22 protein-coding genes and 1 tRNA gene are annotated in these 24,609 nt (G+C 57.3%); 16 read left to right on the top strand and 7 right to left on the bottom strand.

Features of this window, described 5'->3' with window-relative positions; all coding sequences use genetic code 11:
• Positions 1 to 188: 188 nt before the first annotated feature.
• The 14 genes from WC392_01690 to WC392_01625 all read left to right on the top strand — a co-directional run bounded on the left by WC392_01690 (position 189) and on the right by WC392_01625 (position 17,544).
• The gene (locus WC392_01690) at positions 189 to 479 is read left to right on the top strand and encodes a co-chaperone GroES (protein MFA5241065.1); all 291 of its coding nucleotides are present in this window, start codon (positions 189 to 191) and stop codon (positions 477 to 479) included.
• A 114-nt stretch (positions 480 to 593) separates the two neighbouring features.
• Entirely contained in the window at positions 594 to 2,240 is a 1,647-nt protein-coding gene (groL, locus tag WC392_01685) for a chaperonin GroEL (protein ID MFA5241064.1), read from the top strand.
• A gap of 156 nt (positions 2,241 to 2,396) precedes the next feature.
• Positions 2,397 to 2,609: a 30S ribosomal protein S21 gene (rpsU, locus tag WC392_01680; protein ID MFA5241063.1), complete on the top strand. Its 213-nt coding sequence runs from the start codon at positions 2,397 to 2,399 to the stop codon at positions 2,607 to 2,609.
• Positions 2,610 to 2,627: 18 nt separating this feature from the next.
• On the top strand, positions 2,628 to 3,074 hold the full coding sequence (locus tag WC392_01675) for a GatB/YqeY domain-containing protein (GenBank protein ID MFA5241062.1): 447 nt from the start codon (positions 2,628 to 2,630) through the stop codon (positions 3,072 to 3,074).
• An 84-nt stretch (positions 3,075 to 3,158) separates the two neighbouring features.
• Positions 3,159 to 4,883, top strand: coding sequence for a DNA primase (gene dnaG / locus WC392_01670; GenBank protein MFA5241061.1), 1,725 nt, complete (start codon positions 3,159 to 3,161; stop codon positions 4,881 to 4,883).
• Between the two features lie 61 nt (positions 4,884 to 4,944).
• Positions 4,945 to 6,852, top strand: coding sequence for an RNA polymerase sigma factor RpoD (gene rpoD, locus WC392_01665; GenBank protein MFA5241060.1), 1,908 nt, complete (start codon positions 4,945 to 4,947; stop codon positions 6,850 to 6,852).
• An 8-nt stretch (positions 6,853 to 6,860) separates the two neighbouring features.
• Positions 6,861 to 6,937: transfer RNA gene (locus WC392_01660), tRNA-Ile, on the top strand.
• Positions 6,938 to 7,214: 277 nt separating this feature from the next.
• A complete protein-coding gene (locus WC392_01655) occupies positions 7,215 to 8,654 on the top strand; it encodes an ATP-binding protein (protein ID MFA5241059.1) in 1,440 nt (479 codons plus the stop codon).
• The gene (locus WC392_01650) at positions 8,651 to 10,702 is read left to right on the top strand and encodes an N-6 DNA methylase (protein MFA5241058.1); all 2,052 of its coding nucleotides are present in this window, start codon (positions 8,651 to 8,653) and stop codon (positions 10,700 to 10,702) included. Before WC392_01655 ends, WC392_01650 begins: the two co-directional genes overlap by 4 nt.
• The gene (locus WC392_01645) at positions 10,696 to 12,009 is read left to right on the top strand and encodes a hypothetical protein (GenBank protein ID MFA5241057.1); all 1,314 of its coding nucleotides are present in this window, start codon (positions 10,696 to 10,698) and stop codon (positions 12,007 to 12,009) included. The genes WC392_01650 and WC392_01645 overlap by 7 nt, the downstream gene beginning before the upstream one ends.
• Entirely contained in the window at positions 12,006 to 15,161 is a 3,156-nt protein-coding gene (locus WC392_01640) for an HsdR family type I site-specific deoxyribonuclease (protein MFA5241056.1), read from the top strand. The genes WC392_01645 and WC392_01640 overlap by 4 nt, the downstream gene beginning before the upstream one ends.
• Positions 15,148 to 15,921 carry a SprT family zinc-dependent metalloprotease gene (locus tag WC392_01635; protein MFA5241055.1) on the top strand — a complete coding sequence of 258 codons (774 nt, stop codon included), beginning with the start codon at positions 15,148 to 15,150 and terminating at the stop codon, positions 15,919 to 15,921. The genes WC392_01640 and WC392_01635 overlap by 14 nt, the downstream gene beginning before the upstream one ends.
• Positions 15,922 to 15,946: 25 nt before the next feature.
• Positions 15,947 to 16,540, top strand: coding sequence for a hypothetical protein (locus tag WC392_01630; GenBank protein ID MFA5241054.1), 594 nt, complete (start codon positions 15,947 to 15,949; stop codon positions 16,538 to 16,540).
• Positions 16,537 to 17,544 carry a DUF262 domain-containing protein gene (locus WC392_01625; protein ID MFA5241053.1) on the top strand — a complete coding sequence of 336 codons (1,008 nt, stop codon included), beginning with the start codon at positions 16,537 to 16,539 and terminating at the stop codon, positions 17,542 to 17,544. The genes WC392_01630 and WC392_01625 overlap by 4 nt, the downstream gene beginning before the upstream one ends.
• 576 nt (positions 17,545 to 18,120) lie before the next feature.
• On the opposite strand, the gene lepB is transcribed toward WC392_01625, so the two are convergent.
• The 3 genes from lepB to WC392_01610 all read right to left on the bottom strand — a co-directional run bounded on the left by lepB (position 18,121) and on the right by WC392_01610 (position 20,932).
• A complete protein-coding gene (gene lepB / locus WC392_01620) occupies positions 18,121 to 19,026 on the bottom strand; it encodes a signal peptidase I (GenBank protein MFA5241052.1) in 906 nt (301 codons plus the stop codon).
• A 214-nt stretch (positions 19,027 to 19,240) separates the two neighbouring features.
• A complete protein-coding gene (gene msrB, locus WC392_01615; protein MFA5241051.1) occupies positions 19,241 to 19,687 on the bottom strand; it encodes a peptide-methionine (R)-S-oxide reductase MsrB in 447 nt (148 codons plus the stop codon).
• Between the two features lie 102 nt (positions 19,688 to 19,789).
• The gene (locus tag WC392_01610) at positions 19,790 to 20,932 is read right to left on the bottom strand and encodes a GNAT family N-acetyltransferase (GenBank protein MFA5241050.1); all 1,143 of its coding nucleotides are present in this window, start codon (positions 20,930 to 20,932) and stop codon (positions 19,790 to 19,792) included.
• Positions 20,933 to 21,015: 83 nt separating this feature from the next.
• Between WC392_01610 and WC392_01605 the strand changes: the two genes are divergently transcribed.
• Both WC392_01605 and WC392_01600 read left to right on the top strand, forming a co-directional pair.
• Positions 21,016 to 22,485, top strand: coding sequence for a YdiU family protein (locus tag WC392_01605; protein MFA5241049.1), 1,470 nt, complete (start codon positions 21,016 to 21,018; stop codon positions 22,483 to 22,485).
• 183 nt (positions 22,486 to 22,668) lie between these two features.
• On the top strand, positions 22,669 to 23,271 hold the full coding sequence (locus tag WC392_01600; protein MFA5241048.1) for a DUF938 domain-containing protein: 603 nt from the start codon (positions 22,669 to 22,671) through the stop codon (positions 23,269 to 23,271).
• Positions 23,272 to 23,362: 91 nt separating this feature from the next.
• Here the strand turns inward: WC392_01600 and WC392_01595 are convergent, their stop codons facing one another.
• The 4 genes from WC392_01595 to WC392_01580 form a co-directional block, all read right to left on the bottom strand.
• Complete coding sequence (locus WC392_01595; GenBank protein MFA5241047.1) at positions 23,363 to 23,575, bottom strand: type II toxin-antitoxin system HicB family antitoxin; 213 nt, start codon at positions 23,573 to 23,575, stop codon at positions 23,363 to 23,365.
• 4 nt (positions 23,576 to 23,579) lie between these two features.
• Entirely contained in the window at positions 23,580 to 23,876 is a 297-nt protein-coding gene (locus tag WC392_01590; GenBank protein ID MFA5241046.1) for a type II toxin-antitoxin system HicA family toxin, read from the bottom strand.
• A gap of 78 nt (positions 23,877 to 23,954) precedes the next feature.
• The gene (locus WC392_01585) at positions 23,955 to 24,368 is read right to left on the bottom strand and encodes a type II toxin-antitoxin system VapC family toxin (GenBank protein MFA5241045.1); all 414 of its coding nucleotides are present in this window, start codon (positions 24,366 to 24,368) and stop codon (positions 23,955 to 23,957) included.
• The gene (locus WC392_01580) at positions 24,368 to 24,595 is read right to left on the bottom strand and encodes a type II toxin-antitoxin system prevent-host-death family antitoxin (protein MFA5241044.1); all 228 of its coding nucleotides are present in this window, start codon (positions 24,593 to 24,595) and stop codon (positions 24,368 to 24,370) included. Before WC392_01580 ends, WC392_01585 begins: the two co-directional genes overlap by 1 nt.
• Between the last annotated feature and the right edge of the window lie 14 nt (positions 24,596 to 24,609).

Raw genomic sequence — 24,609 nt, 5'->3', positions numbered from 1 at the left:
TACCTTATGAATGGCTTCCGGTTTGACAGGTAAATCAGGTGGTTTTGTTGGTGAACGGCATGGTTGTCATGAGAATGCCCTTGAAATATGAAGATGCAATCCCTATTATTAGCACTCGCCAGACGTGAGTGCTAACAACTCCGTCGCCATGGAATTTCAAAAAGTTAAACCAACAGGAGATTCAAGCAATGAAAATTCGTCCTTTGCATGACCGCGTGATCGTCAAGCGCCTGGAAGCCGAAGAAAAAACCTCGTCCGGTATTGTGCTGCCCGGCAATGCGGCAGAGAAGCCGGACATGGGTCTGGTTCAGGCCGTGGGCGAAGGCAAGGTGCTGGATAACGGGACACTGCGCGCGCTGTCCCTGAAAGTGGGCGACAAGGTGATTTTCGGCAAATACTCCGGCCAGGCCGTCAAGGTTGACGGCGAAGAGCTGCTGGTGATGCGCGAAGAAGACGTGATGGGTGTGATCGAAGGCTAAATAACCGCGTAGCCCGGGTTAGGCCGCAGGCCGTGAACCGGCACATCGCAACATGGCGGGTTACGCTGCTACGCAGCTAACCCACCCTACATTTAAGATCAGGAGATTTAGAACATGGCAGCTAAAGACGTAAAATTTGGTGATGACGTACGTCACCGCATGGTGGCAGGTGTCAACATTCTGGCTAACGCAGTCAAGGTAACCCTCGGTCCTAAAGGCCGCAACGTGGTTCTGGAGCGTTCTTTCGGCGCCCCCACCATCACCAAGGACGGCGTTTCCGTGGCCAAGGAAATCGAGCTGAAAGACCGCTTCGAGAACATGGGCGCACAGATGGTGAAGGAAGTGGCTTCCAAGACTTCCGACGTGGCCGGCGACGGCACCACCACTGCAACCGTGCTGGCTCAGGCCATCCTCAAGGAAGGCATGAAGTATGTGGCTGCCGGCATGAATCCGATGGATCTGAAGCGCGGTATCGACAAGGCCGTCGCTGCGACCGTTGAAGAGCTGAAGAAAATTTCCAAGCCTTGCACCACCACCAAGGAAATCGCTCAGGTGGGCAGCATTTCCGCCAACTCCGACGCATCTATTGGCGAGCGTATCGCCGAGGCGATGGACAAGGTAGGCAAGGAAGGCGTGATTACCGTGGAAGACGGTTCCGGCCTGGCTGACGAACTGGAAGTTGTGGAAGGCATGCAGTTCGATCGCGGTTACCTGTCTCCTTACTTCATCAACAATCCGGACCGTCAACTTGCTTTGCTGGAAAATCCCTTCGTCCTGCTGCACGACAAGAAAATTTCCAACATCCGTGATCTGCTGCCGGTACTGGAGCAAGTCGCCAAGGCTGGCCGTCCGCTGCTGATCATCGCTGAAGACGTGGACGGCGAAGCGCTGGCCACCCTGGTGGTGAACAACATTCGCGGCATCCTCAAGACTGTTGCGGTCAAGGCGCCGGGCTTCGGCGACCGCCGCAAGGCCATGCTGGAAGACATCGCCATCCTCACCGGCGGCACCGTGATCGCTGAAGAAGTGGGCCTGACCCTGGAAAAAGCCACGCTGACCGATCTGGGCCAAGCCAAGCGTATCGAAGTGGGCAAGGAAGAGACCATCATCATTGACGGCCATGGCGACACCGAGAATATCGAAGGCCGCGTCAAGCAGATCCGCAAGCAGATCGAAGAGTCCACCAGCGATTACGACCGCGAGAAGCTGCAGGAACGCGTGGCCAAGATGGCCGGTGGCGTGGCACTGATCAAAGTCGGCGCCGCGACCGAAATGGAAATGAAAGAGAAGAAAGCCCGCGTGGAAGACGCACTGCACGCTACCCGTGCAGCCGTTGAAGAAGGCATTGTTGCTGGCGGCGGTGTTGCCCTGCTGCGTGCCCGTGCCGCGATTGCCGGACTCAAGGGCGCCAACGCCGAACAGGATGCCGGCATCAAGATCGTGATGCGCGCCCTGGAAGAGCCGCTGCGCCAGATCGTTGCCAACTGTGGTGACGAACCTTCCGTCGTGGTCAACAAGGTTATGGAAGGCAAGGGTAACTACGGTTACAACGCCGGTACCGGCGAATACGGCGACATGGTGGAAATGGGCGTGCTCGATCCAACCAAGGTCACCCGCTATGCGTTGCAGAATGCTGCTTCCGTATCCGGCCTGATGCTGACCACCGATTGCATGGTCGCCGAACTGCCGAAGGACGACTCCGCCGGTGGTGGCATGGGCGGCGGCATGGGTGGGATGGGCGGCATGGAAGGCATGATGTAATTTCCGTTTCGACTCAGCAGCAAGCGTAAGTGACAAGGGCCGCAAATCATGCGGCCCTTGTTTATTGTATAAAGCAGCGATCAGGGTTTGGAAAAACAGGCTCACTCTGTTAGAATCTCCGCTTTTCCCATTTAATTTCTGTCGAGAAAGACTGATATGCCAAGTGTCCGCGTAAAAGAAGGCGAACCGTTTGACGTCGCATTGCGCCGTTTTCGCCGTACCATCGAACGTTCCGGTCTGCTCAACGAACTGCGTGCCCGCGAGTTCTACGAGAAGCCCACTGCCGAGCGCAAGCGCAAAGGCGCAGCTGCCGTGAAGCGCCACTACAAGCGCCTGCGCAGCCAGATGCTGCCGACCAAGCTGTACTAAGCAAGACTTCTCCCGCTCATGAGTCTCAGAGAGCGCATCACCGAAGACATGAAAGCGGCGATGCGCGCCAAGGATGTGCCGCGTCTGTCGGCTATCCGTCTGCTCCAGGCCGCCATCAAGCAGCGCGAAGTGGATGAGCGCATCGAGCTGGATGATGCGCAAGTGGTTGCGGTGATCGAGAAGATGCTCAAACAGCGCCGCGATTCGATTTCCCAGTATGAAGCCGCCAAGCGCAACGATCTGGCGGATGTCGAGAAATTTGAAGTATCGGTGCTTCAGGCCTACATGCCGCAGGCCCTGTCCGATGCCGAAGTGGAGCAGCTGGTGGTGAACGCAATTGCCGCCTCCGGTGCTGCTGGCGTAAAAGACATGGGCAAGGTGATGGCCGCTGTGAAGCCGCAAGTGGCGGGCCGGGCCGACATGGGCCAGGTCTCCGCCCTGATCAAGGCAAAACTGGGCGCTTGATTGCTCTTTTTGCGGTTTAGGGCTTGATTCAAAAGCGCCAGGATTGTTCCTGGCGTTTTCCATTTTCAGGGTTTGCGCCAGCTTTTGATTCCTCAGTCTTTCATACAGGATCTGCTGAACCGCCTCGATATCGTGGATGTGGTCGAGCGCTATGTGCCGCTGAAAAAGGCGGGCGCGAACTACATGGCCTGCTGCCCGTTCCACGGCGAAAAAACCCCTTCCTTCAGCATTAGCCCCACCAAGCAGTTCTATCACTGCTTTGGCTGTGGCGCTCATGGCACCGCCATCAGTTTCGTCATGGAATACCAGGGGCTGGGTTTCGTGGAGGCAGTCGAGGATCTGGCGCGCAGTGCCGGCATGACGGTGCCGCAGGAGGCCGTGGCCGAAAAGCAGCGCTCAGCCCAGAGCGCGGACCTGGCGGAAGTCATGCTGCAGGCTACCAGCTATTACCGGGAAGAGCTGAAGCGCGCTCCCAAGGCGATCGAATATCTCAAGCGGCGCGGCCTTTCCGGAGAAGTTGCGGCACGTTTTGGCATCGGTTACGCGCCGCCGGGATGGCAGAACCTCAGGGATGTTTTCCCCGATTATGACGCCAAGGCCCTGGTGCAGGCCGGGCTGGTGATCGAGGGCGAAAACGGCAAGCGCTACGACCGCTTCCGCGACCGCATCATGTTCCCCATCATCAACCCGCGCGGCGCGGTGATCGGTTTCGGCGGGCGCGTGCTGGATCAGGGCGAGCCCAAATACCTCAATTCCCCGGAAACGCCGCTGTTCGAAAAAGGGCAGGAACTGTACGGCCTCTACCAGGCGCGCAAGGCGATTCGCGAGGCCGATCGCGTGCTGGTGGTGGAAGGCTACATGGATGTGGTGGCGCTGGCGCAGAACGGCATCGAGTATGCGGTGGCGACGCTGGGTACGGCGACGACGCCGACCCATGTGCAAAAGCTGCTGCGCCAGAGCGACAGCATCGTGTTCTGTTTCGATGGCGACGCCGCAGGCAGAAAAGCGGCCTGGCGCGCGCTGGAAAACAGTCTCGGGCAAGTGGCGGACGGCAAGCATCTGAGCTTTCTGTTCCTGCCCCAGGGCGAGGATCCGGATTCGTACGTGCGCAGTGCGGGCAAGGCGGCATTCGAGGCCATGCTGGGCGAGGCGCTGCCTTTGTCGCAGTTCCTGCTGCGCGAGTTGACGGCGCAAGTAGACATGCAGACCCAGGAAGGCCGCGCTCATTTGCTGCAACAGGCCCGTCCGCTGCTCTCGCAGGTCGCCGCGCCAGCCTTGAGCCTGATGCTGCGCAAGCGCTTGGCGGAACTGGCGGGCATTTCCCAGGCGGAGCTTGAGGATCTGTTCCAGATTAAAACCGTGCAAACGCCCAGGGCGCTGCCGAGGGCGAAGCGAAATCCGCCTTCCCTGGTGCGGCAGATGCTCCAGCTGCTGCTGGTGCGGCCGCAACTGGCTCAGGGGGTGGAGCCTGAACAGGTGGAGCGTGAGGGCGATGAAGCCACTTTGCGGGCTTTGCTTGATTTTCTTGCCGAGAGCCCGCAATTAAAGGATGCGGCTCCGGTTATCGAGCATTTCCGGGGTTCTGCCCATGAAATGAAGCTGCGCGACGCCGCAGCGGAAGTCATGAAATGGGAAGACCGCTTCGCGGAAGGCGAAATCGAGGCGGAATTTTCCGGTGCGCTAGCGCAACTGAAGCAGAAGGTTGAGCTAAAGGAACTCGAGGCATTAAAAGCTTTGGCACGCGATCAGGGTCTGAATGAAACACAGAAAGCGCGACTGCTGCAATTATTGCAGCGCGGCCGCGAGTGAAAATTGATACGGAAGTAGGGTATAATGCCCTGTTTTGTTAAACGCTTTTTCGGGACTAGGTATGGCGACAGAAAATGACAATGTTGATAACCGCGTGAATGATGCAGACGCGCGGCGCATGCGCTTGAAAAGCCTGATTGTACTGGGCAAGGAGCGTGGTTATCTGACCTACGCCGAGATCAACGATCACCTGCCTGACGATATGCTCGATGCCGAGCAGATCGAGGGCATCATCAGCATGATCGGCGACATGGGCATTGCCGTTTATGACGAGGCTCCCGATGCAGAAACCCTGCTCATGTCGGATGCCACTCCCGCCGTTGCCGACGAAGATGCGGTAGAAGAGGCCGAAGCGGCGCTCTCCACGGTAGATTCCGAATTTGGCCGGACGACCGACCCGGTGCGCATGTACATGCGCGAAATGGGTACGGTTGACCTCTTGACCCGCGAAGGTGAAATCGAGATTGCCAAGCGTATCGAGGATGGCCTCAAGCACATGGTGCAGGCCATTTCCGCCTGCCCCACCACGATCGCTGAAATCCTGCGCCTGGTGGACATGGTCGAGCGCGAGGAAATGCGTATTGATGAACTCGTCGATGGCGTCCTGAATGGCCAGAGTGCGGATGAATTCAGCGAAGAAATAGCTGAAGCGGCCGAAGCGACAGAAGAGAAAGAAGGCAAGGAAGAAGAGGGTAATAACGACGAAGACGAAGATGGAGACGAGGGCGCCGCCATTGCAGCCGCTAATCTGGCCCAGCTCAAAGTCGATGCGCTGGAGCGCTTTGCCGTGATTCGCGAAGCCTTTGCCAAGATGCAGCTGGTGCTGCAGAAAAAAGGCTCCCGCAACAAGGCTTACAAGGAAGTCCAGGAGCAGATTTCCAATGAATTGATGGCGATCCGCTTTTCCGTCAAGCAGGTGGAGGCGCTGTGCGACGGTTTGCGTGGGCTGGTGGAAGAAGTGCGCAACCACGAACGCACCATCATGGATTTTGCCATCAGCAAGGGTGACATGCCCCGCGCCCACTTCATCAAGGTATTTCCCGGCAATGAAAGCAACCTGGAATGGGTAGTGGAAGAAATCGCAGCCGGAAAGGCTTACAGCGAAAAGCTCGGCCGTTTCCAGCATGCCATCGTTGACCAGCAGCAACGCCTGATTGATGTGCAGACCAGAGTTGGCATTCCGCTCAAGGAACTGAAGGAAATCAACCGTCAGATGACCACCGGCGAAGCCAAGGCGCGCCGCGCCAAACGCGAAATGATCGAGGCCAACCTGCGCCTGGTCATTTCCATTGCCAAGAAATACACCAACCGCGGCCTGCAATTCCTCGACCTGATCCAGGAAGGCAACATCGGCCTGATGAAAGCCGTGGACAAATTCGAATACCGCCGCGGCTACAAATTCTCGACCTATGCCACCTGGTGGATTCGCCAGGCCATCACCCGTTCCATCGCCGACCAGGCGCGCACCATCCGCATCCCGGTGCACATGATCGAAACCATCAACAAGATGAATCGCATCAGCCGCCAGATCCTGCAGGAAACCGGGCAGGAGCCCGATCCCGCGATCCTGGCCGAAAAGATGGAAATGCCGGAAGAAAAAATCCGCAAAATCCTCAAGATTTCCAAGGAGCCGATTTCCATGGAAACCCCGATTGGCGACGACGAGGATTCCCACCTTGGCGACTTCATCGAGGACGTGTCCACCCTTGCGCCAGCGGACGCGGCCATGTACGCCTCCCTGCGCGAAGCCACCAACGAAGTGCTGGGTTCCCTCACCCCGCGCGAAGCCAAGGTGCTGCGCATGCGTTTCGGCATTGAAATGAACACCGATCACACCCTGGAAGAAGTGGGCAAACAGTTCGACGTGACGCGTGAGCGGATTCGTCAGATCGAAGCCAAGGCGCTGCGCAAGCTGCGCCACCCCACCCGCTCCGAGCGGCTGCGCAGCTTCCTGGATAACGAAGGCTAAAGCTTACCGGGCCTGTAGCTCAGTTGGTTAGAGCAGAGGACTCATAATCCTTTGGTCCACGGTTCAAGTCCGTGCGGGCCCACCACTTTAAAAAGCCTGACCTTTATCGGTTGGGCTTTTTTCTGCCTGTCGCTCCAGTACTGGCGAGGCAGATGTCGAAGGCGGTTTGCTTGATGTTCATCGTTGGCTCCGTGATGTGATTGACGACGCCACCATGAACGCGCTGTTCAATCTGGAAGCCAAGCTATTTCCGAGTCCGGTCGATCGGAAAATCGGCCCGAAAATATTCAATTCATCCTTGAATGCGCATTTTTGTTAATGTGTAGTTGCATTGCGCGCATTACGCTGTTAGGATTTACCTCATGAGAGTATCTAAAGAAGAGCTTGTCGCCGTCCTGTCCCAGTTCAATCCCTGGTGGCGTGACGAGGCGATTTCCGATCTGCCCAAGTGGCGGCGGGCGGCGTTCCGGGAGTTATACGCGTGGACGACCAACCCGCCCGCCCCCCGGGCTGTCCTGCTTTCTGGCGCACGTCAGATCGGCAAAACCACGTTGATGTTACAGGCTGCTGATGCCTTGTTGCGCGAAGGCGTACCGCCCGCCAACATTCTTTATGCAACCTTCGACCACCCGATCCTGAAACTCGCCGGAATCGAGGCGGTGCTGGAGGCTTGGCGCGAGCGGGAGCCCAAGGTTGATGGCCCTGAATACATCTTCCTCGACGAGGCCCAGTTCATCCGCGATTGGGGCACGTGGGTCAAACACCAAGTGGACTTCGCCAAGCATCGGCGGATTGCCTTTACCGGTTCGGCGACGCCACTTGTCGAGGCCGGACAGGAATCAGGCGTCGGCCGCTGGCACACGATCCGGCTGACCACGCTCTCGTTTTACGAATACCTACAAATCAAGAATCTGTCACTCCCGGCACTGCCTCGCCTCAAGTCCCTGCGCGATCTGTTCGACTGGCCACAGCCAGACCTCTACCGCGTCACCGAATCTGCCGCGCCCTATGTCGGGCATTTCCACGAATATCTGGTACGTGGTGGATTTCCGCAGACGGCGCAAGTCGAGAGCATCACCCAGGCCCAGCGCCTGCTGCGCGAGGACATCATCGACAAGGTGCTGAAGCGCGACATGACCGCACTGTTCGGTGTGCGCCGCGTGCTGGATCTCGAGCACACCTTCCTCTACCTGTGCATGCACGATGGCGGACTGCTCGACATGGTCGATCTCTGCGCCAATCTGGAGGTCAAGCGGCCGACGGCGCAGAGTTTCATCGAATTGCTGGAGGCGACCCACCTGATATACCGCCTGCCGCCATTTGGGTACGGTAAGGATGTGCTGCGGGCGCGCTTCAAAATTTACCTGGCCGATGCCGCCATTGCACCGGCCGTCATGCTCAAGGGCAAGGCCATCCTTGAAGATCCGGCAGCGCTGGGCGTGGCAACCGAAACGGCGGTCTTCAAGCACTTATTCGCCCGCTACTATTCGCAGAACGTGCGTTTCACCTACTGGCGCGGCAAGAAAGATCGGGAAGTTGATCTCGTTGCCGAGGTGGACGGTCAGATTATTCCCTTTGAGGTGAAATACCGTGCACAACACACCGGCCTGCGCGACCTGAAAGGCCTGCTCGAACTTTGCCAGCAGAAGTCCATCGACCGTGGCTATGTGGTCACCAAGTCACTGGACGACTTCGGCACGATTCCCGACTTGCCCGATACCAACACCCGAATTCTGCGCATTCCCGCGCCGCTGCTTTGCTACTGGATGGGCGAGTCCGAACTTACCCCGGAACAACAATGAGACTGACACAACAACAACTCGAGGCTCACCTGTGGGGCGCTGCCAATATTCTGCGCGGTAAAACTGCCGGGCAGGACTACAAGAATTACATCCTGTCACTGATGTTCTACAAGCGGCTCTGCGACCAATGGGAGAACGAGGCGGACGATGCCATCGCGGTGCTCGAGCGCCAGCAGGGCAAGCAATTCACCGATGCGCAGAAGGCAGTTTTTCGGGCGCGTGGCGAGCACCGATTTTCCATTCCTGACGGCAGTCGCTGGGGTGACGTACTGGCCGAATCGGTGAACCTCGGTGAGAAACTCACGCAGGCCATGCGCGCGGTATCCAGCGCCAATGAAGAATTGAAGGGCGTATTCACCGTCGACTGGAACCAGCCGGCACCGGATGGCAGCGGCAAACCGCTGATCCCCAACGAGGTGGTGCACGCGTTGATCCAGCACTTCGAGTCACACGACCTCTCCAACGCCAGTGTTCCGCCTGACATTTTGGGGCGGGCCTATGAGTACCTGATCAAGCAGTTTGCCGACGATGCCGGTGCCAAAGCGGGCGAGTTTTTTACGCCGCCCGAGGTGGTGGATACCTTGGTGCGCATCTTGGAGCCGCACCCGGGCGATACCATTTACGACCCCACCTGCGGTAGCGGCGGCATGTTGGTGCACGCGGCGGATTACCTGCGCGAGAACAGCCACCACGCCACATCAGCCCAATATTTCGGCCAGGAGATGAATTGGGGCAATGCCGCCATCGGCAAGATCAACTCCGTGTTGCACGGTCTGGAGGCAACCATCGCTGCCGGTGTCAGCACCATCACAGACCCGGCCTTCAAGGATGGCGAAGGCAAGGTGCGCAAGTTTTCGCTGGCGCTCGCCAATTTCCCGTTCTCTGATGAGTTCTGGTGGTTGAAGCCGGAACAGCAGACGGACGACAAGAAGAAAAAGGACAAGCTCAAGAAGGAGATTTTCGGCAAGGAAGGATTCAAGGACCCGTTTGGTCGCTTCGGTCGCGGCGCTGCTTTCAAGGCCCCGCCTGCCGCTTACGGTGATTACGCTTTCATCCTGCACATCCTTGCCTCGCTGACCGATGACGGCCGCGCCGGCATCGTCTGCCCACAGGGCGTGCTTTTCAGGGGGCAGCCCGAAGTGGAGGAGGAAACCGGTGAGTTCGACGATGACGGCAATCCCATCATCAAGCGCCGCAAGGCCGACGATGAGCACCTGATCCGCAAGTCCTTGATTGAGTCGCGGCTGATTGACACTGTGATTTCCCTGCCGCTCAACGTGTTCTACGGCGCTGGCGTGCCGGCATGCCTGCTTATCCTGAAGAAGCAGCGGCCACCAGAGCGGCACGACAAGGTACTGCTGGTCTACGCCGCTCGTCATTTCCGTGAACTTTCCAATCAAAACGAATTGCGTCCGCAAGATGTGATGCGGATGTTGGTACACGTACAGGCCTATGGTGATGCAACCAAGGTGCCCGGCCTGGTGGCGAAGCAAAGCCAGCGCATTCGCGAGCAGATCAACACCCGCGAGCACGATCAGATCGAACGACTGGAAGCGGAATATGCTGATCACGCGACGCGCCTGGCCAAGCTGGAAACTCAAGTGGCGGAAACTCGGGCCGAGTTTGCCAAAATCACCGCAAAGGTAGCCAAGAATAAAGCCGAGGCGGCCTTAGCCAAGCTCGAAGGACAGCGCGACAAGGCTGCCGCCAAGGTTGCCGAACGCGATGAAAAGATCGCCGAAGCCCGGCGCCGAGCCGAGGACGACCGGCGCGATGTGGAGCAGGTCGGTACGGAATTGGGGGCGCTCTACGGCAATGCAGACGAACTGCTTAAGCATGCCCGTGTCGTTGGCATCGACGAGATACAAGAGAACGATTTCAACCTTAACATCCCACGCTACGTGGATACCTTCGAGCCGGAATCAAGGGTGGTGGTGACGGAAGCGCTGAGTTCGTTGAGAAACGCTGAGAGTTCGTTGCGAAGTGCTGAAACCGAGTTGCTCTCTTTGCTGCAAAAATCAGGCTATGTGAAAGTGCAGCCATGCTGACGCTGAAGCAAGATACGATGCTCGGTAATGTCCCACCCGATTGGGGCGTGAAGCCACTCAAGGCCCTGCTTCAATCAAACGCCCCCGGTGATTGGGGCGATGATGGCGGCCCCCATATGTTTCGCGTGCTCCGCTCCACGAATCTGACGAATGAGAGGCGACTCGACCTTTCGGATATCGCGGTGCGTGCGTTGAAACCGGAAAAGGCAGAACTGCTCGCACCGCGCAAAGGTGATCTTCTGCTGGAACGGTCAGGTGGTGGCCCCGATCAACCAGTAGGACGAATTGGCCACGTTGGCGAGGACTTGCCTGGACACGCCTTTTCCAATTTTCTGCATCTGTTGCGCCCGGATGCTTCAGCGATTTCACCAGCGTACTTGAGCTGGGTACTCTTTCGAATCAATCGGACCGGGCGCATCTTACGTTTGGAACAACAGACAACGCAGATGCGGAATCTCAACTTCCGCGACTATCTGACAATGCCACTGCCCGTTCCACCTTCCGGCGAGCAGGCCGCCATTGCCAGCGTATTGGATTCAGCAGATGATGCAATCAATCAAGCTCGTACGGCTGTTGAGCAGGCATCTACGCTAAGGCGGGCACTGATGCAGGTGGCCTTCAATTGCGAAATGACATCTGAGCCTCGCAAAAATACTGATGCAGGAAAAATTGCACAGTCCTGGGAAGCACTCAAAGGCAAACAGGCGTTTTCGGTAGTCACGGGCGGCAATAGCAGCGTTTATGCCTTGAAGCCATTGCGCGGGTCTGAGGTCGCCGATGCTTGGTTCATGAAAGTGGGCGACTTCAACCTGACTGAGAATGCGCGGTGCATCACGCGAACCAAGATTGGCTTCGTGGCTGGCAACAATCCGAGTTTCAAGCTTTTGCCCATTGGTACCATCATCATTGCCAAGCGGGGGGAGGCAATTATGAAAAATCGCGTACGCACAACAACCGTTCCCGTCGCGCTTGATCCAAATCTGATGGCGCTGAAGGTGCGCGACGACATCAGCCCTGAGTTTTTTCGCTATCAATTGGAATGGCGAAAACTGGCGCGTTACGTCGAGAGTTCCGGCGTGCCTCAACTCAACAACAAAGACCTGTATCCGCGCTGGTTTGTTCGGGCCCCGGACGACCAGCAGAAGGAAATCGTCGCGGTGCTATCGGCCGCTGAGCATCGCGAGGATGCCTTGCGCGACAAACTCTCTGCACTCGAAACGCTCAAGAAATCCTTGATGCACGACCTCCTCACCGGCACCGTGCGCGTCGATCCCGCACTGTTCAACAAGGAAGAAAGAATGATATGAGCGAAGCCGGCTACGTCGAACTCCCCGTAATCCAATGGCTGTCCGGTTACGGCAGCGCCACTCCCGGTGACAAGGGGTTGGGCTGGACCTATCGCGGCGAAGCTGAGATGTCAGCATTCGGGCGGCCATTGGAAGACCCGCTGGTGGAGAAATTGCTGATCGAGGCCGTTCTTCGCATCAATGCCCATGTGACGACGCCGGCCCAGGCCTTGCTGGCCGTGAATGCTTTGCGCAACACGATGACCAAGCCAGACAAACTCACCGCCAACCGCGAAACGCTGGACCGCCTGCGCGATGGTGTGAAAGTGGAATTGGTGCCTGGCGATGATGCGAAAACCGTTTACTTCATCGAGTTCGATCCGGCCAAGCAGCAGCTCAACGACTTCACCGCGACCAACCAATACCGCGTGCAGGGCGTCAAACAATGCCGCGACGACACGGTGCTTCTGGTGAACGGCATTCCGCTGGTAATCGCCGAATACAAAAGCTACCTCACGAGCGGCAAAGATTGGACCGAGGCGGTGCATCAGCTCCAGCGCTATCAGCGCCAGGCTCCATTGATGCTAACGCCGAACGTATTCTGCGTGGCGGCCGATGAGGATGCGTTCCGCTATGGCACGGTGCTGTTCCACGATGCCAAGAAAGAGGACATCGAGCGTCACCTCGACACTTGGGGGCCGTGGCTATCGCAGTACCCAGAGAAAAAGGGCTGGTGGAATGAGCCCGAGGCTGACAACCCTGATGATCCACTGGAAGTGCCGGTGAAGGGCTTGCTGCGTTTGAAGCCGTGTCATGTGCTCGATTTCCTGCAGCATTTTGTGGTGTTCGAGACGAAGAAAGGCAAGACCATCAAGAAGGTGGCGCGCTACCAGCAGTTCGAGGCCGTGAACGATATCGTGGATCGCACGCTGTCCCTGATCGGCGCGCGGGCCAGTGCACAGGATCGCACCGGACTCGTGTGGCACACCCAAGGCTCGGGCAAGTCGCTGACGATGGTATTCGCCGCCTACAAGCTGCGGCGTCAGGCGGCGCTGAAAAATCCGACCGTGATGATTGTCGTCGACCGGCGTGATCTGAAAACCCAGATCTCCGATGACTTCGACGCTTGCGACTATCCCAACGTCGAGAAGGCAATGGGCGTCGAAGATTTGAAGAACAAACTCAAGGCGGTGTGGCGCGGCACACTGGTGACGACGGTTCAGTCGTTCCAGAAAATGGGCGACCTCAAGCCATTGGATGAGGACAACATCATCACGCTGGTCGACGAGTGTCACCGCTCGCAGAAGGGCAATACGGCCGAGAGCTACGCCATGACAATGCGCGTGAAGCTGCCCAATGCCTTCCGCTTCGGCCTCACCGGCACACCCATCGACCGTGCGATGATCAATACCCACCGCGATTTCGGACCGGTGACCGACGGCGAGCAGGAACGCTACCTCAGCTACTACGGTATCAAGCGCGCAATCAAGGACGGCGCAACGCTCGAGGTGCATTACATCCGCGACAAGGTTCCGTTCATCGTCGCCGAGAAGGAACTCAGTCTTGGCTTCGAGCAGATGTGCGAGGAAATGGAGCTCGAGGACGAGGAGGCGAAAGACCTGATCCAGCGCCAGCGTTCGCAATGGAAGGAACTGGCCCGCCATCCGGATCGGGTGGAGATCGTGCTCGACAAGATGCTGGAGCACTTCTTGGCCTACCCGGACCCAAGCGGCTTCAAAGCGCAGTTGGTCGGTGTGGATCGGACGGCGTGCGTTCGCTTCAAGGATGCGCTGGACAAGAAACTCAAGGCGCGCGGTCTGCCGCCTGAGTGGTCAGACGTAATCATTTCCGAGGGCCAGAATGATGACGAGGATTTGGCACGCTTCCATTACGGCAAGCAGAAGCAGGATGATCTGATCGACCATTTCAAGCTCACGCCGAAGCAGTGGGAGGAATGGAACCGCGAGGCATTCGGCGAGGAACGCAGTAAATGGCGGCCGCCGCTGAAAATCCTGATCGTGTGCGACCGGCTGCTGACCGGCTTCGATGCGCCGGTGGAACAGGTGATGTACCTCGACAAACCGCTGCGCGATCACAATCTGCTGCAGGCCATCGCCCGTACCAATCGGCCACTGCCGGCAATGGACAAGCGCACCGGCGTGGTGGTGGATTATTTCGGCGTATTCGCCAATCTGGCCAAGGCACTCAACTTCGACGAGAACATCCGCGAGGAAGCGCTGATCGACTGGGATGCGTTGAAGGCGACCGTTCCGGGAGAAGTGGCGCGCTGCATGGAGAGCTTCAAGGGCATCACGATTGCCGATACGCGAGATTGTCTGCTCGCCGCGCTTCGGGCCATCAAGGACTCGGATGCGGCGAAAATATTCGAGCACAACTTCAAGAGCCTTGAGCGTCTTTGGGAAGCCGTGTCGCCCGATCCCTGCCTGTACGAACATCGCTACGTCTACAACTGGCTGTGCAGTATCTACATTGCCTATCGCCGCCGGCAACGTGGTGCCGATAAGAAAGGCACTTTCGGCGAATTGTCTGCGAAAACCCGTGAGTTGATCGAGCAGAACACGACATTCATGGACATGGCGCTGGCGCTGCCAGTGTTCAAAATCGACAAGGACTATGTCACCAAGCTCGACGAACTCCCCAGTGCGGCTGACAAGGCCGCGGCCCTGGAAGCGATTCTGACAGCGGAACTGGCCGAGGACGATCCGAGCTTCACCTACCGGCAACTCGGTGAGCGCCTGGCGCGCATCAAGGCCAAGAAGGATGCTGCCGACAAGGCTGCCGAGGAACGGCTGAAGGCCTTGCAGGAAATCGCTGATGACAAAGCCAAGTCTGACGAGGAACCGGATCGACTTGGATTGACACAGCCCGGCGAGTACGAGTTGTTCACTGTTCTGCGCGAATTTGCCACCAATAAGGATGAGCCATATCTGGCCGACTGCGCTCGACGGATGGTGGCTCACCTGCGCGACAATCAATTGCTGCTGCCAGGCTGGAGTCAATCCAAGGGAGGGCGGATGCGAGTTGAGCAGTCGCTGCTTGCTGAATCCTGGAATCCCGCCTACGCCGAACTTGGATTCAATCCGGATGACGCCAATCCGCCTTTCTTGCAGCCAGCGGTCGACGAATTGGTAAACACCGATGCCACCAGCTGAAGCGATTCGCGCCAGCACGCTGCAACACATCCTGCTCGACGGGCAGGATGTGGAGTGTCGGATTGTTTGCTCGAAAACCGCCAAGAAGCTGAGAATAAAAGTGAAGTCCGATGGGCTTGAAGTCATCGTGCCAGATGGCCGGGATGTTCACGAGGGCATCGCCTTTGTGGCCGATAACCAAGCTTGGGTAGTCGATCAACTGGAGCGCGCCAGGCAACTTCGTGCTGTGAGACGCCCGGAAAAAAGAATGCAGGGACAGGTTCTGTTTCGGGGTGAACCGGTTCCGATCAAGGTGGTCCGAATTGATAGCTGGATGGCACCCAATAAAGTAGTTCTTGAGGAAGGTGCGATTTCCATCCTCTGCGGTTCGAATGCAAGAACACCCGCGCCGAAATCGCTGGAAAACTGGTTGCGCAAGCAGGCCAGAGAGAATATCGAGAGGCACTTGGCCGACGTTGGCAAGCGTGTAAAGCGTGCGCCGAATCGCGTCTACGTGATGGGGCAGCGCACCAAGTGGGGCAACTGTTCGGCGCTTGGCAATCTGTCGTTCAACTGGCGGCTGATTATGGCTCCCGACTATGTGCTGCGTTATATCGTCACTCACGAAATGGTGCACTTGGCTATTCCGGACCATTCGCAGCGCTTCTGGCTGACCGTCCAAAGCATGTGCCCGAATGCTGACAGGGCACGGCAGTGGCTTGTAGCCAATGGTCACCGGCTGACAGTTGATCTGTCCGAACAGTTTTCGGCGCTCGGCTAACGATGGACATGCGCAAGGAAAAAACATGATCGGCGGTCTAGATATGCATCGGCGCATTCTGAGTTTCAAACAAGACCTTGTCGATCTGCAGCCTTTGGACGTAATCCGCAAGAACATCATATATGGCCACCCTGCAGCTATTGCCGATCCGGCATATTTCGCATTGCGAAGTACGGTCGCCGCAAAGTATGAAATTCATCCGAATGAGGTCTTGGTTGTAGGTTCTGCAAAGCTCGGATTCAGCATTGCGCCCAGCAAGCGCTATCGCCCATTTTGTGACGAGTCGGATATTGACGTGGTCATCGTTTCCGACAGTCTTTTCTCACGCATATGGCGAGCTGTCCATGACTATGAAAACCATGGGGGCTATTGGGAGCGTGGAAGAGAGTTCAAGGATTACCTGTTCCAGGGATGGATACGGCCGGATAAGTTGCCTCCATCGCATTCGTTCGAATTTGGAAACGACTGGTGGGAATTTTTTAATGCGCTGTCCTCATCTGGAGACTACTCATCCGTAAAGATCAGGGGAGCGTTGTACAAGGATTGGTATTTCCTCGAGGCCTACCAAATGCGGGCGGTCAGTGGTTGCGCCGATGAAATAGGGAAGGAGAAAAAATGAAGACCAGTGCGACAAATAAACGTATTCGAGAACTCCTAACTGGCATCAAGGACCAGACTCTTGTGCCGAGACCCGAGTTCCAGAGGCGACTCGTCTGGACAAACCGGCACAAGCAGGAGTTCATCAAGACGGTACTTCAGGAATATCCGTTTCCTGAGATTTACGTGGCAACTGGCGACGTCAACCCTGATACTGCAGAGGGATCTCAAATGCTGGTTGATGGCCAGCAACGGATATCAACACTCTATCAATACTTCACAGGTTCCCCTGATTTCAGGTTAGGTGACGTCCCTGCATACAGTTCGCTGCAGCAAGACACGAAGCTGGCGTTTCTCGAATACGAGGTCGTTGTACGTGACCTCGGGAAGAAAACCATCGATGAAATAAAGGAAGTGTTCACCCGAATCAACTCGACCAAGTACTCACTGAATGCAATGGAGATCCACAACGCCCGATTCGACGGCGCATTCAAACAGTTTGGCGAGATGCTGGCAGGCCATGAATTTTTTGAGCTGCATGGCGTGTTCAAGACCAACGATGTCAAGCGGATGGGCGATCTGGTTTTTTGCCTAACACTTGCAATTACGATCTTGAGCACTTACTTCAATCGGGATGATGACTTAGAGGAATACCTCGAAAAATATAATGACGAATTCCCCGGAGCGGATAAAGTCTTTTCGGAATTAGCTTCCACATTCCAGTTCGTTGCGTCTCTTCAATTGGAAGTCAACAGTCGTGCCTGGCGAAAAGCGGAATTGTTAAATCTGCTGGTTGAGACCCACAGACAGATGACAAAGGAATCGATCATCTTGGACCCAGCAAAGGTTCGTGAAGATTTGACCCAACTGTATAGTCGAGTGAATGCCGTTGGCAGCGGAACCACGGATTCCGATGAGGTGACTAGCTACTACAAGGCTGCCATCCAAGCAACAAATGACAGGTCGAATAGGATTATGCGGGGTACCGTTATAGGGACGGTCTTGAAACATGGACTTGTTTTTTGAGGGTGGCTCGACTTTTGTCACCAAACTCCCCATTCGATGGACAGACAACCGCAGTATTACCCATTGGCCCCAATAGCGAGTCGTTCGGTTGTAACTGCACACCACCAAAAAATGCATTAAGGTCACTCTTCGGGGGTGGCCTTTTTGCTTTTATGGGGCACCTCAGTGGACGGTGTAGCAAAACATGTCGATATTCTTTATGTTTGTCGACATGTTTATTGTTGATGTCGATATCAGCGACACGTTAAGCAAGTGTATTCGTATTCGTGTAAATCATCGACACGTCAGGCCACTTCCCAAGAAACCGTGAACAACCGGTTGGGTCCGGTTTTTTGGGTGAGACGGTGTTCCAGCGATTCGATCAAGGTGATGGGGCGGAACGAAAGAGATAAATACAGACTGTGAGCTGTTAATCTGATTTACAGCCTGATGTTTGTATTGCAGCAGGACTCATCGGAGGTAAAAGTGATTTATCCAATGAGGTGATAACTATGTGGCACGTAACTATTTTTTCCGCCGTCGCGAAGTAAATCCCAAGAGGGCCCAGGTCAGCTGAGCCCATTTCGTTACTGGCAATTACTTCAGGGCCTTGGCCGTCCTGTCCCACTGAATGGTGTTTTGAGCAAGGTTCCACGACCAGAACACCTTGGTGGCTTTGCCGCTAATCCTGTTTTTGCCGATAAATCCGAGAACGCGGCTGTCTATAGCAAAATTCCGGTTATCCCCCAGCGCGAAGTAGGTGTCCGCGGGGATCTGCCTGGGGCCGAATTTACTGGCTTCTTCGCCCATGTTGATTGTGCTTATCTCGTTGCTGTAATAGGCATAGGATTCAACCTGTTTTTCGCCATTCACAAGCACATCCTTGCCGCGAATTTCAAGTGTGTCACCTGGCCCGGCGATAATCCTGCTGACGACCTGATCAGCCATGATGCTCGTCAACTGGGTAGACTGCTGCCTTGCCTTCCGCTCAAGGTTGATCAGTACGATATCTCCCTTTTCCGGGGAAGCCAGCTTGTTGATGACCAGGATATCGTTTCCCAGGATAGTGGGCTCCATGCTGTCAGAAGTGACATAAAAGGCACGGACCACATTCTTGCCCACGAAGAAATCCATGAGGGGGTTTGCTGTAACGAGCAGGAGCAGAAATATTCCCGCATAAGCTTTTGCACTGTTGAACCAGGCCAGACGGTAATCCTGGGGCTGTTCTTTGGCGCAGCGAAACGCATCCAGCGCAATCAGCACGACACCGGCAAACGGAACGGACAGCAAAAGAATGCCGGCAAAGCGGTTCTCCACGTACATGAATGCGATAGCGGCCAGCCACGAGACGATGATGAGCGCGAGGTAGGAAATGACGCCTCGGGTCAGGTGGCCGGCATACACCTGGCCCAATCCGGGGCAAATCGATATCAGAAGAGCAATTTGCGGCTCGCGTGGTGCGATTGGGGAAGCTTCATTACCGCTGCGCGCGTTATTTTGCATTATGCTTTTCATGACAAACCCTTAATGGCAAATTGATTTCCGTCGCGCGGCATTATACCAAATTCATGGCGTTGCACTTTCAACCCGACGCCCCTTCCCTCGCTTGCGGGGGAAGGTTGGGAAGGGGGGGGCGCGATTGGCCGGTTGGATCAGCCCGGGGCGGGCCTCCTACATTCCGGGATATTTAAGGGCCGGGTTAATAACGCGCTCAAATTTACTCGAACAACTTGCGGTATTCCCCGTAGCCTTCCTTTTCCAGGTCTTCCCTGGCGATGAAACGCAGCGAGGCCGAGTTCATGCAGTAGCGCTGGCCGGCCGGGGCGGGGCCGTCGTCGAAGAGGTGGCCGAGATGCGAGTCGCTGTGCGTGCTGCGTACCTCGGTGCGGGTCATGAAGTGCGAGCGGTCCTGGTGCAGGGTGACGTTGGCCGGATCGAGCGCCCGGGTGAAGCTCGGCCAGCCGGTGCCGGAATCGAACTTGTCGCGCGAGCTGAACAGCGGCTTGCCCGACACGATATCGACGTAGAGGCCTTCCACCTTGTTGTCCCAGTAGGCGTTGCGGAACGCCATCTCGGTGCCGTTTTCCTGGGTGACGTGGTATTGCTCCGGGCTGAGGCGCTGCTTGAGCTCCTCGGCAGTGGGTTTGTCGCGGTTGACTGACATGGTCTATTTCTCCCTTTAATCTAAAAAACCTTTTGGAACCACGGAGCACACGGAGAGCACGGAGTAAACATACCAGATGGTTTTTCTCCGTGTTCTCCGTGGTTAACAGCCTTTCTCTGCTTGTTTGAACGGACTCCTCTCGTTGAGTTCGTCCATGTAGAAATTCATGCCGCGCGTTTCGCGCTTGAGAAAGTCGTCCACCGCCTGTGCAAAGCGGGGGTGGGCCAGCCAGTGCGCGGACCAAGTGGTTTCGGGCAGGAAGCCTCTGGACAACTTGTGCTCGCCCTGGGCGCCGCCCTCAAAGACTGGGATCCTGTTTTCGATGCAGAATTCGATGGCCTGGTAGTAGCAGGCCTCGAAGTGCAGGCCGGAGTGGTATTCCAGCGCGCCCCAGGAACGGCCATACAAGGCTTCGCGGCTGAAAAAATTGAGCGCCCCGGCGATGGGCTGGCCGTCGCGCAGGGCGATGATGAGCAGGATATTGTCCGCCATGCTGGCGCCGATGCGCCGGAAGAAATCCAGGTTGAGGGCTTGCGGCGAGTTGTATTGCAGGTGGGTGCGGGCGTAACAACGCTCGAAGAATGTCCAGTGCTCATCCTTGATCGCGTTGCCGGTCAGGCGCTCGAAAGTGATGCCCGCCTCCTTGACCTTGCGCCGCTCCTGCCGGATGCGCTTGCGCTTGTCGTGGCTCATGCCGACGAGATAGGCGTCGAAATCGGCATGGCCGGGGTTGCGCCAGTGGAACTGCACGCCCTGGCGCAGCATCATGCCCTGCTGCCGCATCTCCTCTACCTCGGATTCGGGCGGGAACAGGCAGTGCAGCGAGGAAACGCCCATTTCCTGCGCCAGCCGCAGGGCCGCGTGCAGCAAGGCTGAACGCAGCTCCGGCGTGGGCGCCAGCAGGCGCAGGCCGGTCACCGGCGTGAACGGCACGGCGCACAGCAGCTTGGGGTAGTACTCCAGGCCCGCGCGCTGGTAGGCCTCGGCCCACGCCCAGTCGAACACAAATTCACCCCACGAGTGGGTCTTGAGATAGAGCGGCATGGCGCCGACCAGATGATCCCCCTGCCACAGCGTCAGGAACTGCGCGTGCCAGCCGGTCTCGGGCGTGGCGCAGCCGCTTTCCTGCAGGGCGCTGAGAAAGGCGTGCGAGAGAAAGGGGTTGCTGCCCGCCAGCGCATTCCACTGCGAGGCGGGAATCTCGCGGATGGATTCGATAATGCGGAGGGTGGGGATTTGCGGCAATTTTGTTCAACCAATGTTAGCGAGACTTGATTCTAGCCGAATCGGACAAAGTTTACTAAATCACTAAGGTATAATTCTGTCCCATGAAAAAACTAGACCAGCTCAATTTCGAGAACAGCTTTGCGCGCCTGCCGCAGACTTTCCACAGCCGCCTCAAGCCGACCCCTTTGCCTGCGCCCTATCTGGTGAGCTTCAACGCCGATGCGGCGCGATTGATCGACATGGATCACACTGAGGCGGCGCGCGCCGATTTTGCCGAGCATTTCATCGGCAACCGCCTTCTGCCGGGCAGCGATCCGCTGGCCATGCTCTACGCCGGCCACCAGTTCGGCCACTACGTGCAGCAGCTGGGCGACGGGCGCGCCATCCTGCTGGGCGAGGTGAAAAACCGGGCCGGGGAGGCGTGGGAGATCCAGCTCAAGGGCGCCGGCACCACGCCCTATTCGCGCAGCGGCGACGGGCGCGCTGTGCTGCGTTCCAGCATCCGCGAATACCTGTGTTCGGAAGCCATGCACGGCCTGGGCATCCCGACCACGCGCGCGCTGTGCATCGTCGGCAGCGACCAGGAGGTGTACCGCGAGTCCATCGAGCGCGCCGCCGTGGTGACGCGCATGGCGCCCTCGCACGTGCGCTTCGGCTCGTTCGAGGTGTTCTACTACCGCAACCAGCATGAGCCGATCGCGCAGCTTGCGGATTACGTCATTGCCCGGCATTTCCCGCACCTTGCCGATTCTCCGGACAAGTACGCGCAATTCCTGAATGAAGTGGTCGCGCGCACCGCCCGGCTGATGGCCAAATGGCAGGCGGTGGGTTTTTCCCACGGGGTGATGAACACCGACAACATGTCCATCCTCGGGCTGACTTTCGACTACGGCCCGTTCGGCTTCATGGACAGCTACAATCCGGCTTATGTGTGCAATCACTCCGACCACGAAGGCCGTTATGCCTTCGACCAGCAGCCGCACATCGGCCTGTGGAATCTCGCCTGCCTGGCGCAGGCGCTCACGCCGATCATTTCGGTGAGTGACGCCAATGCCGCGCTGGAAGGTTACGAGCCGGTTTTCACCGCGCACTACCTGGAACTGATGCGCCACAAGCTCGGGCTGGCCACGGATCATCCGGACGACCTTGCGCTGGCCAACAGCCTGCTGGACATCATGCACGCCAGCCAGGTCGATTACACCAGCCTGTTCCGCAGCCTGGGGCAGTTCCGCTCCGAACCCGGCGCGGAAAATGCCAGGCTGCGCGACCAGTTCATCGACCGCGCCGCCTTCGATGCCTGGGCTGATACCTACCGCGCCCGCCTGCAAATGGAGCAGAGCGCGGATGCCGAACGCAAGTGGCGCATGGATGGCGTCAACCCGAAATACATCCTGCGCAATTACCTCGCCCAGGTCGCCATCGAGAAGGCCGAGCAGGCGCGCGATTTTTCCGAGGTGGAGCGCCTGCTGGCGCTGCTCAGACGCCCCTTCGACGAGCAGCCGGAGATGGAAAGCTACGCCGCCCTGCCGCCGGACTGGGCGCGGCAAATCGAAGTAAGCTGCTCGTCGTGAGCCTGAAGATCCAGAAAAACCTATTAACCACGGGGATCACGGGGAAAGATCAGAAAAATACTTGATCAATCCCAGGCATGTGCTTGGCGGTGTGTCGATTTCACAGATTCTTGTTCTTCCCCGTGCCCCCCGTGTGCCCCGTGGTTAAAATGCTATTTCTAAAATAATCAACGAACCGATACCATGAAACCCTACGCCGAATCCTGTGAACAGAACCGCGACCCCATCCTGGCCGTGTTGCGGGAGGTTTTTGCCGAGCGCAAAAACGTGCTCGAAATCGCCAGCGGCACCGGGCAGCACGCCGTGTATTTCGGCCAGGCGCTGCCGCACCTGAGCTGGCAGACCAGCGAGCTGCCCGAAAATCACCCCGGCATCCAGGCTTGGTTGGATGAAGCCCGGCTCCCCAACGTGCTGCCGCCGCTGACCATCGACCTGAATGACGCCGCCTGGCCGCTCGCAACCGCGGTTGACGCCATCTTCAACGCCAATACCGTCCACATCGTTGCGTGGCCCGCGGTGCAGCGCATGTTCGCCGGCATCGGCCGCGTGCTGGTGCCGGGCGGGCTGGTGTGCCTGTATGGCCCGTTCAACTATGGCGGAAATTTCACCTCGGAGAGCAACGCGCGTTTCGACGCCTGGCTCAAGGCGCGCGACCCTCAGAGCGGGGTGCGGGATTTCGAAGCGGTCAATCAGCTGGCTGTGAGTCAGGGCCTGACCTTGCTGCAGGATATCTCCATGCCGGCCAATAACCGCAGCCTGGTGTGGCGAAAGGTGGATGCGGGTTGACTACGCTATAGAAAAGCCCATTTTTGAATTTTTCTACAGCGACAACGTGAAGCTAAAGATCGCGCCGCAGGGAGCGAACTTGAACGCAGGTTTAGGCTGCGATTTCAAGGTACTCGACGATGCTTGACGGTTGGGGAACGGGCAGACCATCTTCAATGAGCCCCTCGATGTGGAAGCCGATGGCTTCGCGTATTTCGCGCTCAGTTTCTTCGACGGTAGCGCCGGTAGCGACACAACCGGGTAAATCCGGCACATAAGCTGAATAATTATTTTCAGCCTTCTCAACAACGATTGCGTAACGCATAGGATTAGTCCTTTAACTGAGCCTGCTTGAGGATGCTATTCAACGTACCGGGCGCCAGATCATCACTTGGTTTTCCGGGCACGGTGACACGGCCACTCTTGACGGGATGCTTGAACTGGCGATGACTGCCGCGCGTTGCTGCGAGGTACCAGCCATCTGCTTTCAACTTCGCCAAGATTTCGTTTACTTTCATGCGGGAAGAATAGCAGATTGCCGAGATGCTGCAAAAAATGCCTACCGGCTGATTTTCACCGTATTTTGCACGCACCGCCTCGATTCGCAACCCGGCTTCGCTCTTCAAGAATCATGGATAGGTGTGATTTTTCTTAATTCCTGATTTGCTGTGCCTGAACGGTTTTGGGTTTCCCTTCCAGTCGCTCTATACCGCCTCGACCCGCAACCCGGCGCGGGTAGCAGCTTCGCATTGCCGCGTATCTGCAGATATGAAAACATCGGCTTTCAGGGCCACGGCGCTGCCGATGTGTATGGCGTCCATGCCGCGCAGCACGCTGGTTTCGAGAGCGGATATCGCATGGCCCAACACTACCGGAGCCAGGTCGCAAACGGCAGCGTCCTCGATGTCAGCCAGCAGCAATGACTTCAATTGCAGATATTGCGTGCCGGTGATTTTGTCCTCACGGTGCAGCCGGCAAAAGGCCGAAATGATCTCGGGCAGAGCGATGCCGGACAAGCCGATCTCTGTTGCCCGGTCGCACCATTCAAGCACGGCATCGGTTCCTGTTTCACTGACATAGCGCTTGACGAAGGCAGAGGTGTCGAAAAAAACGCGCATCACAAGCCAGCTTCGCGCTCTTCGAGGATCATTTGGCTGATGGAAACGCCATCCAGCACCAGGGGTTGCGCCTTGCGACGTTTCCAGGAAGGCAGTTCGGCAACAACCGGGATAATGTCGGCGATGGGTTTGCCGTTGCGCAGCACGCGTACGGATTCGCCCGATGCGACAATGTCGAAATACTGCTTGGCGTGGTTGCGTACTTCGGTGAATGTCGCTAGTTTCATGGCAATCTCAATCT

Origin of the sequence: Sulfuricella sp. (genome assembly GCA_041651995.1) — a bacterium.
GTDB lineage: Bacteria > Pseudomonadota > Gammaproteobacteria > Burkholderiales > Sulfuricellaceae > Sulfurimicrobium.
Note: the sequence above shows the minus strand (reverse complement) of the source record. Positions and strands in the feature narration are given on the sequence as shown.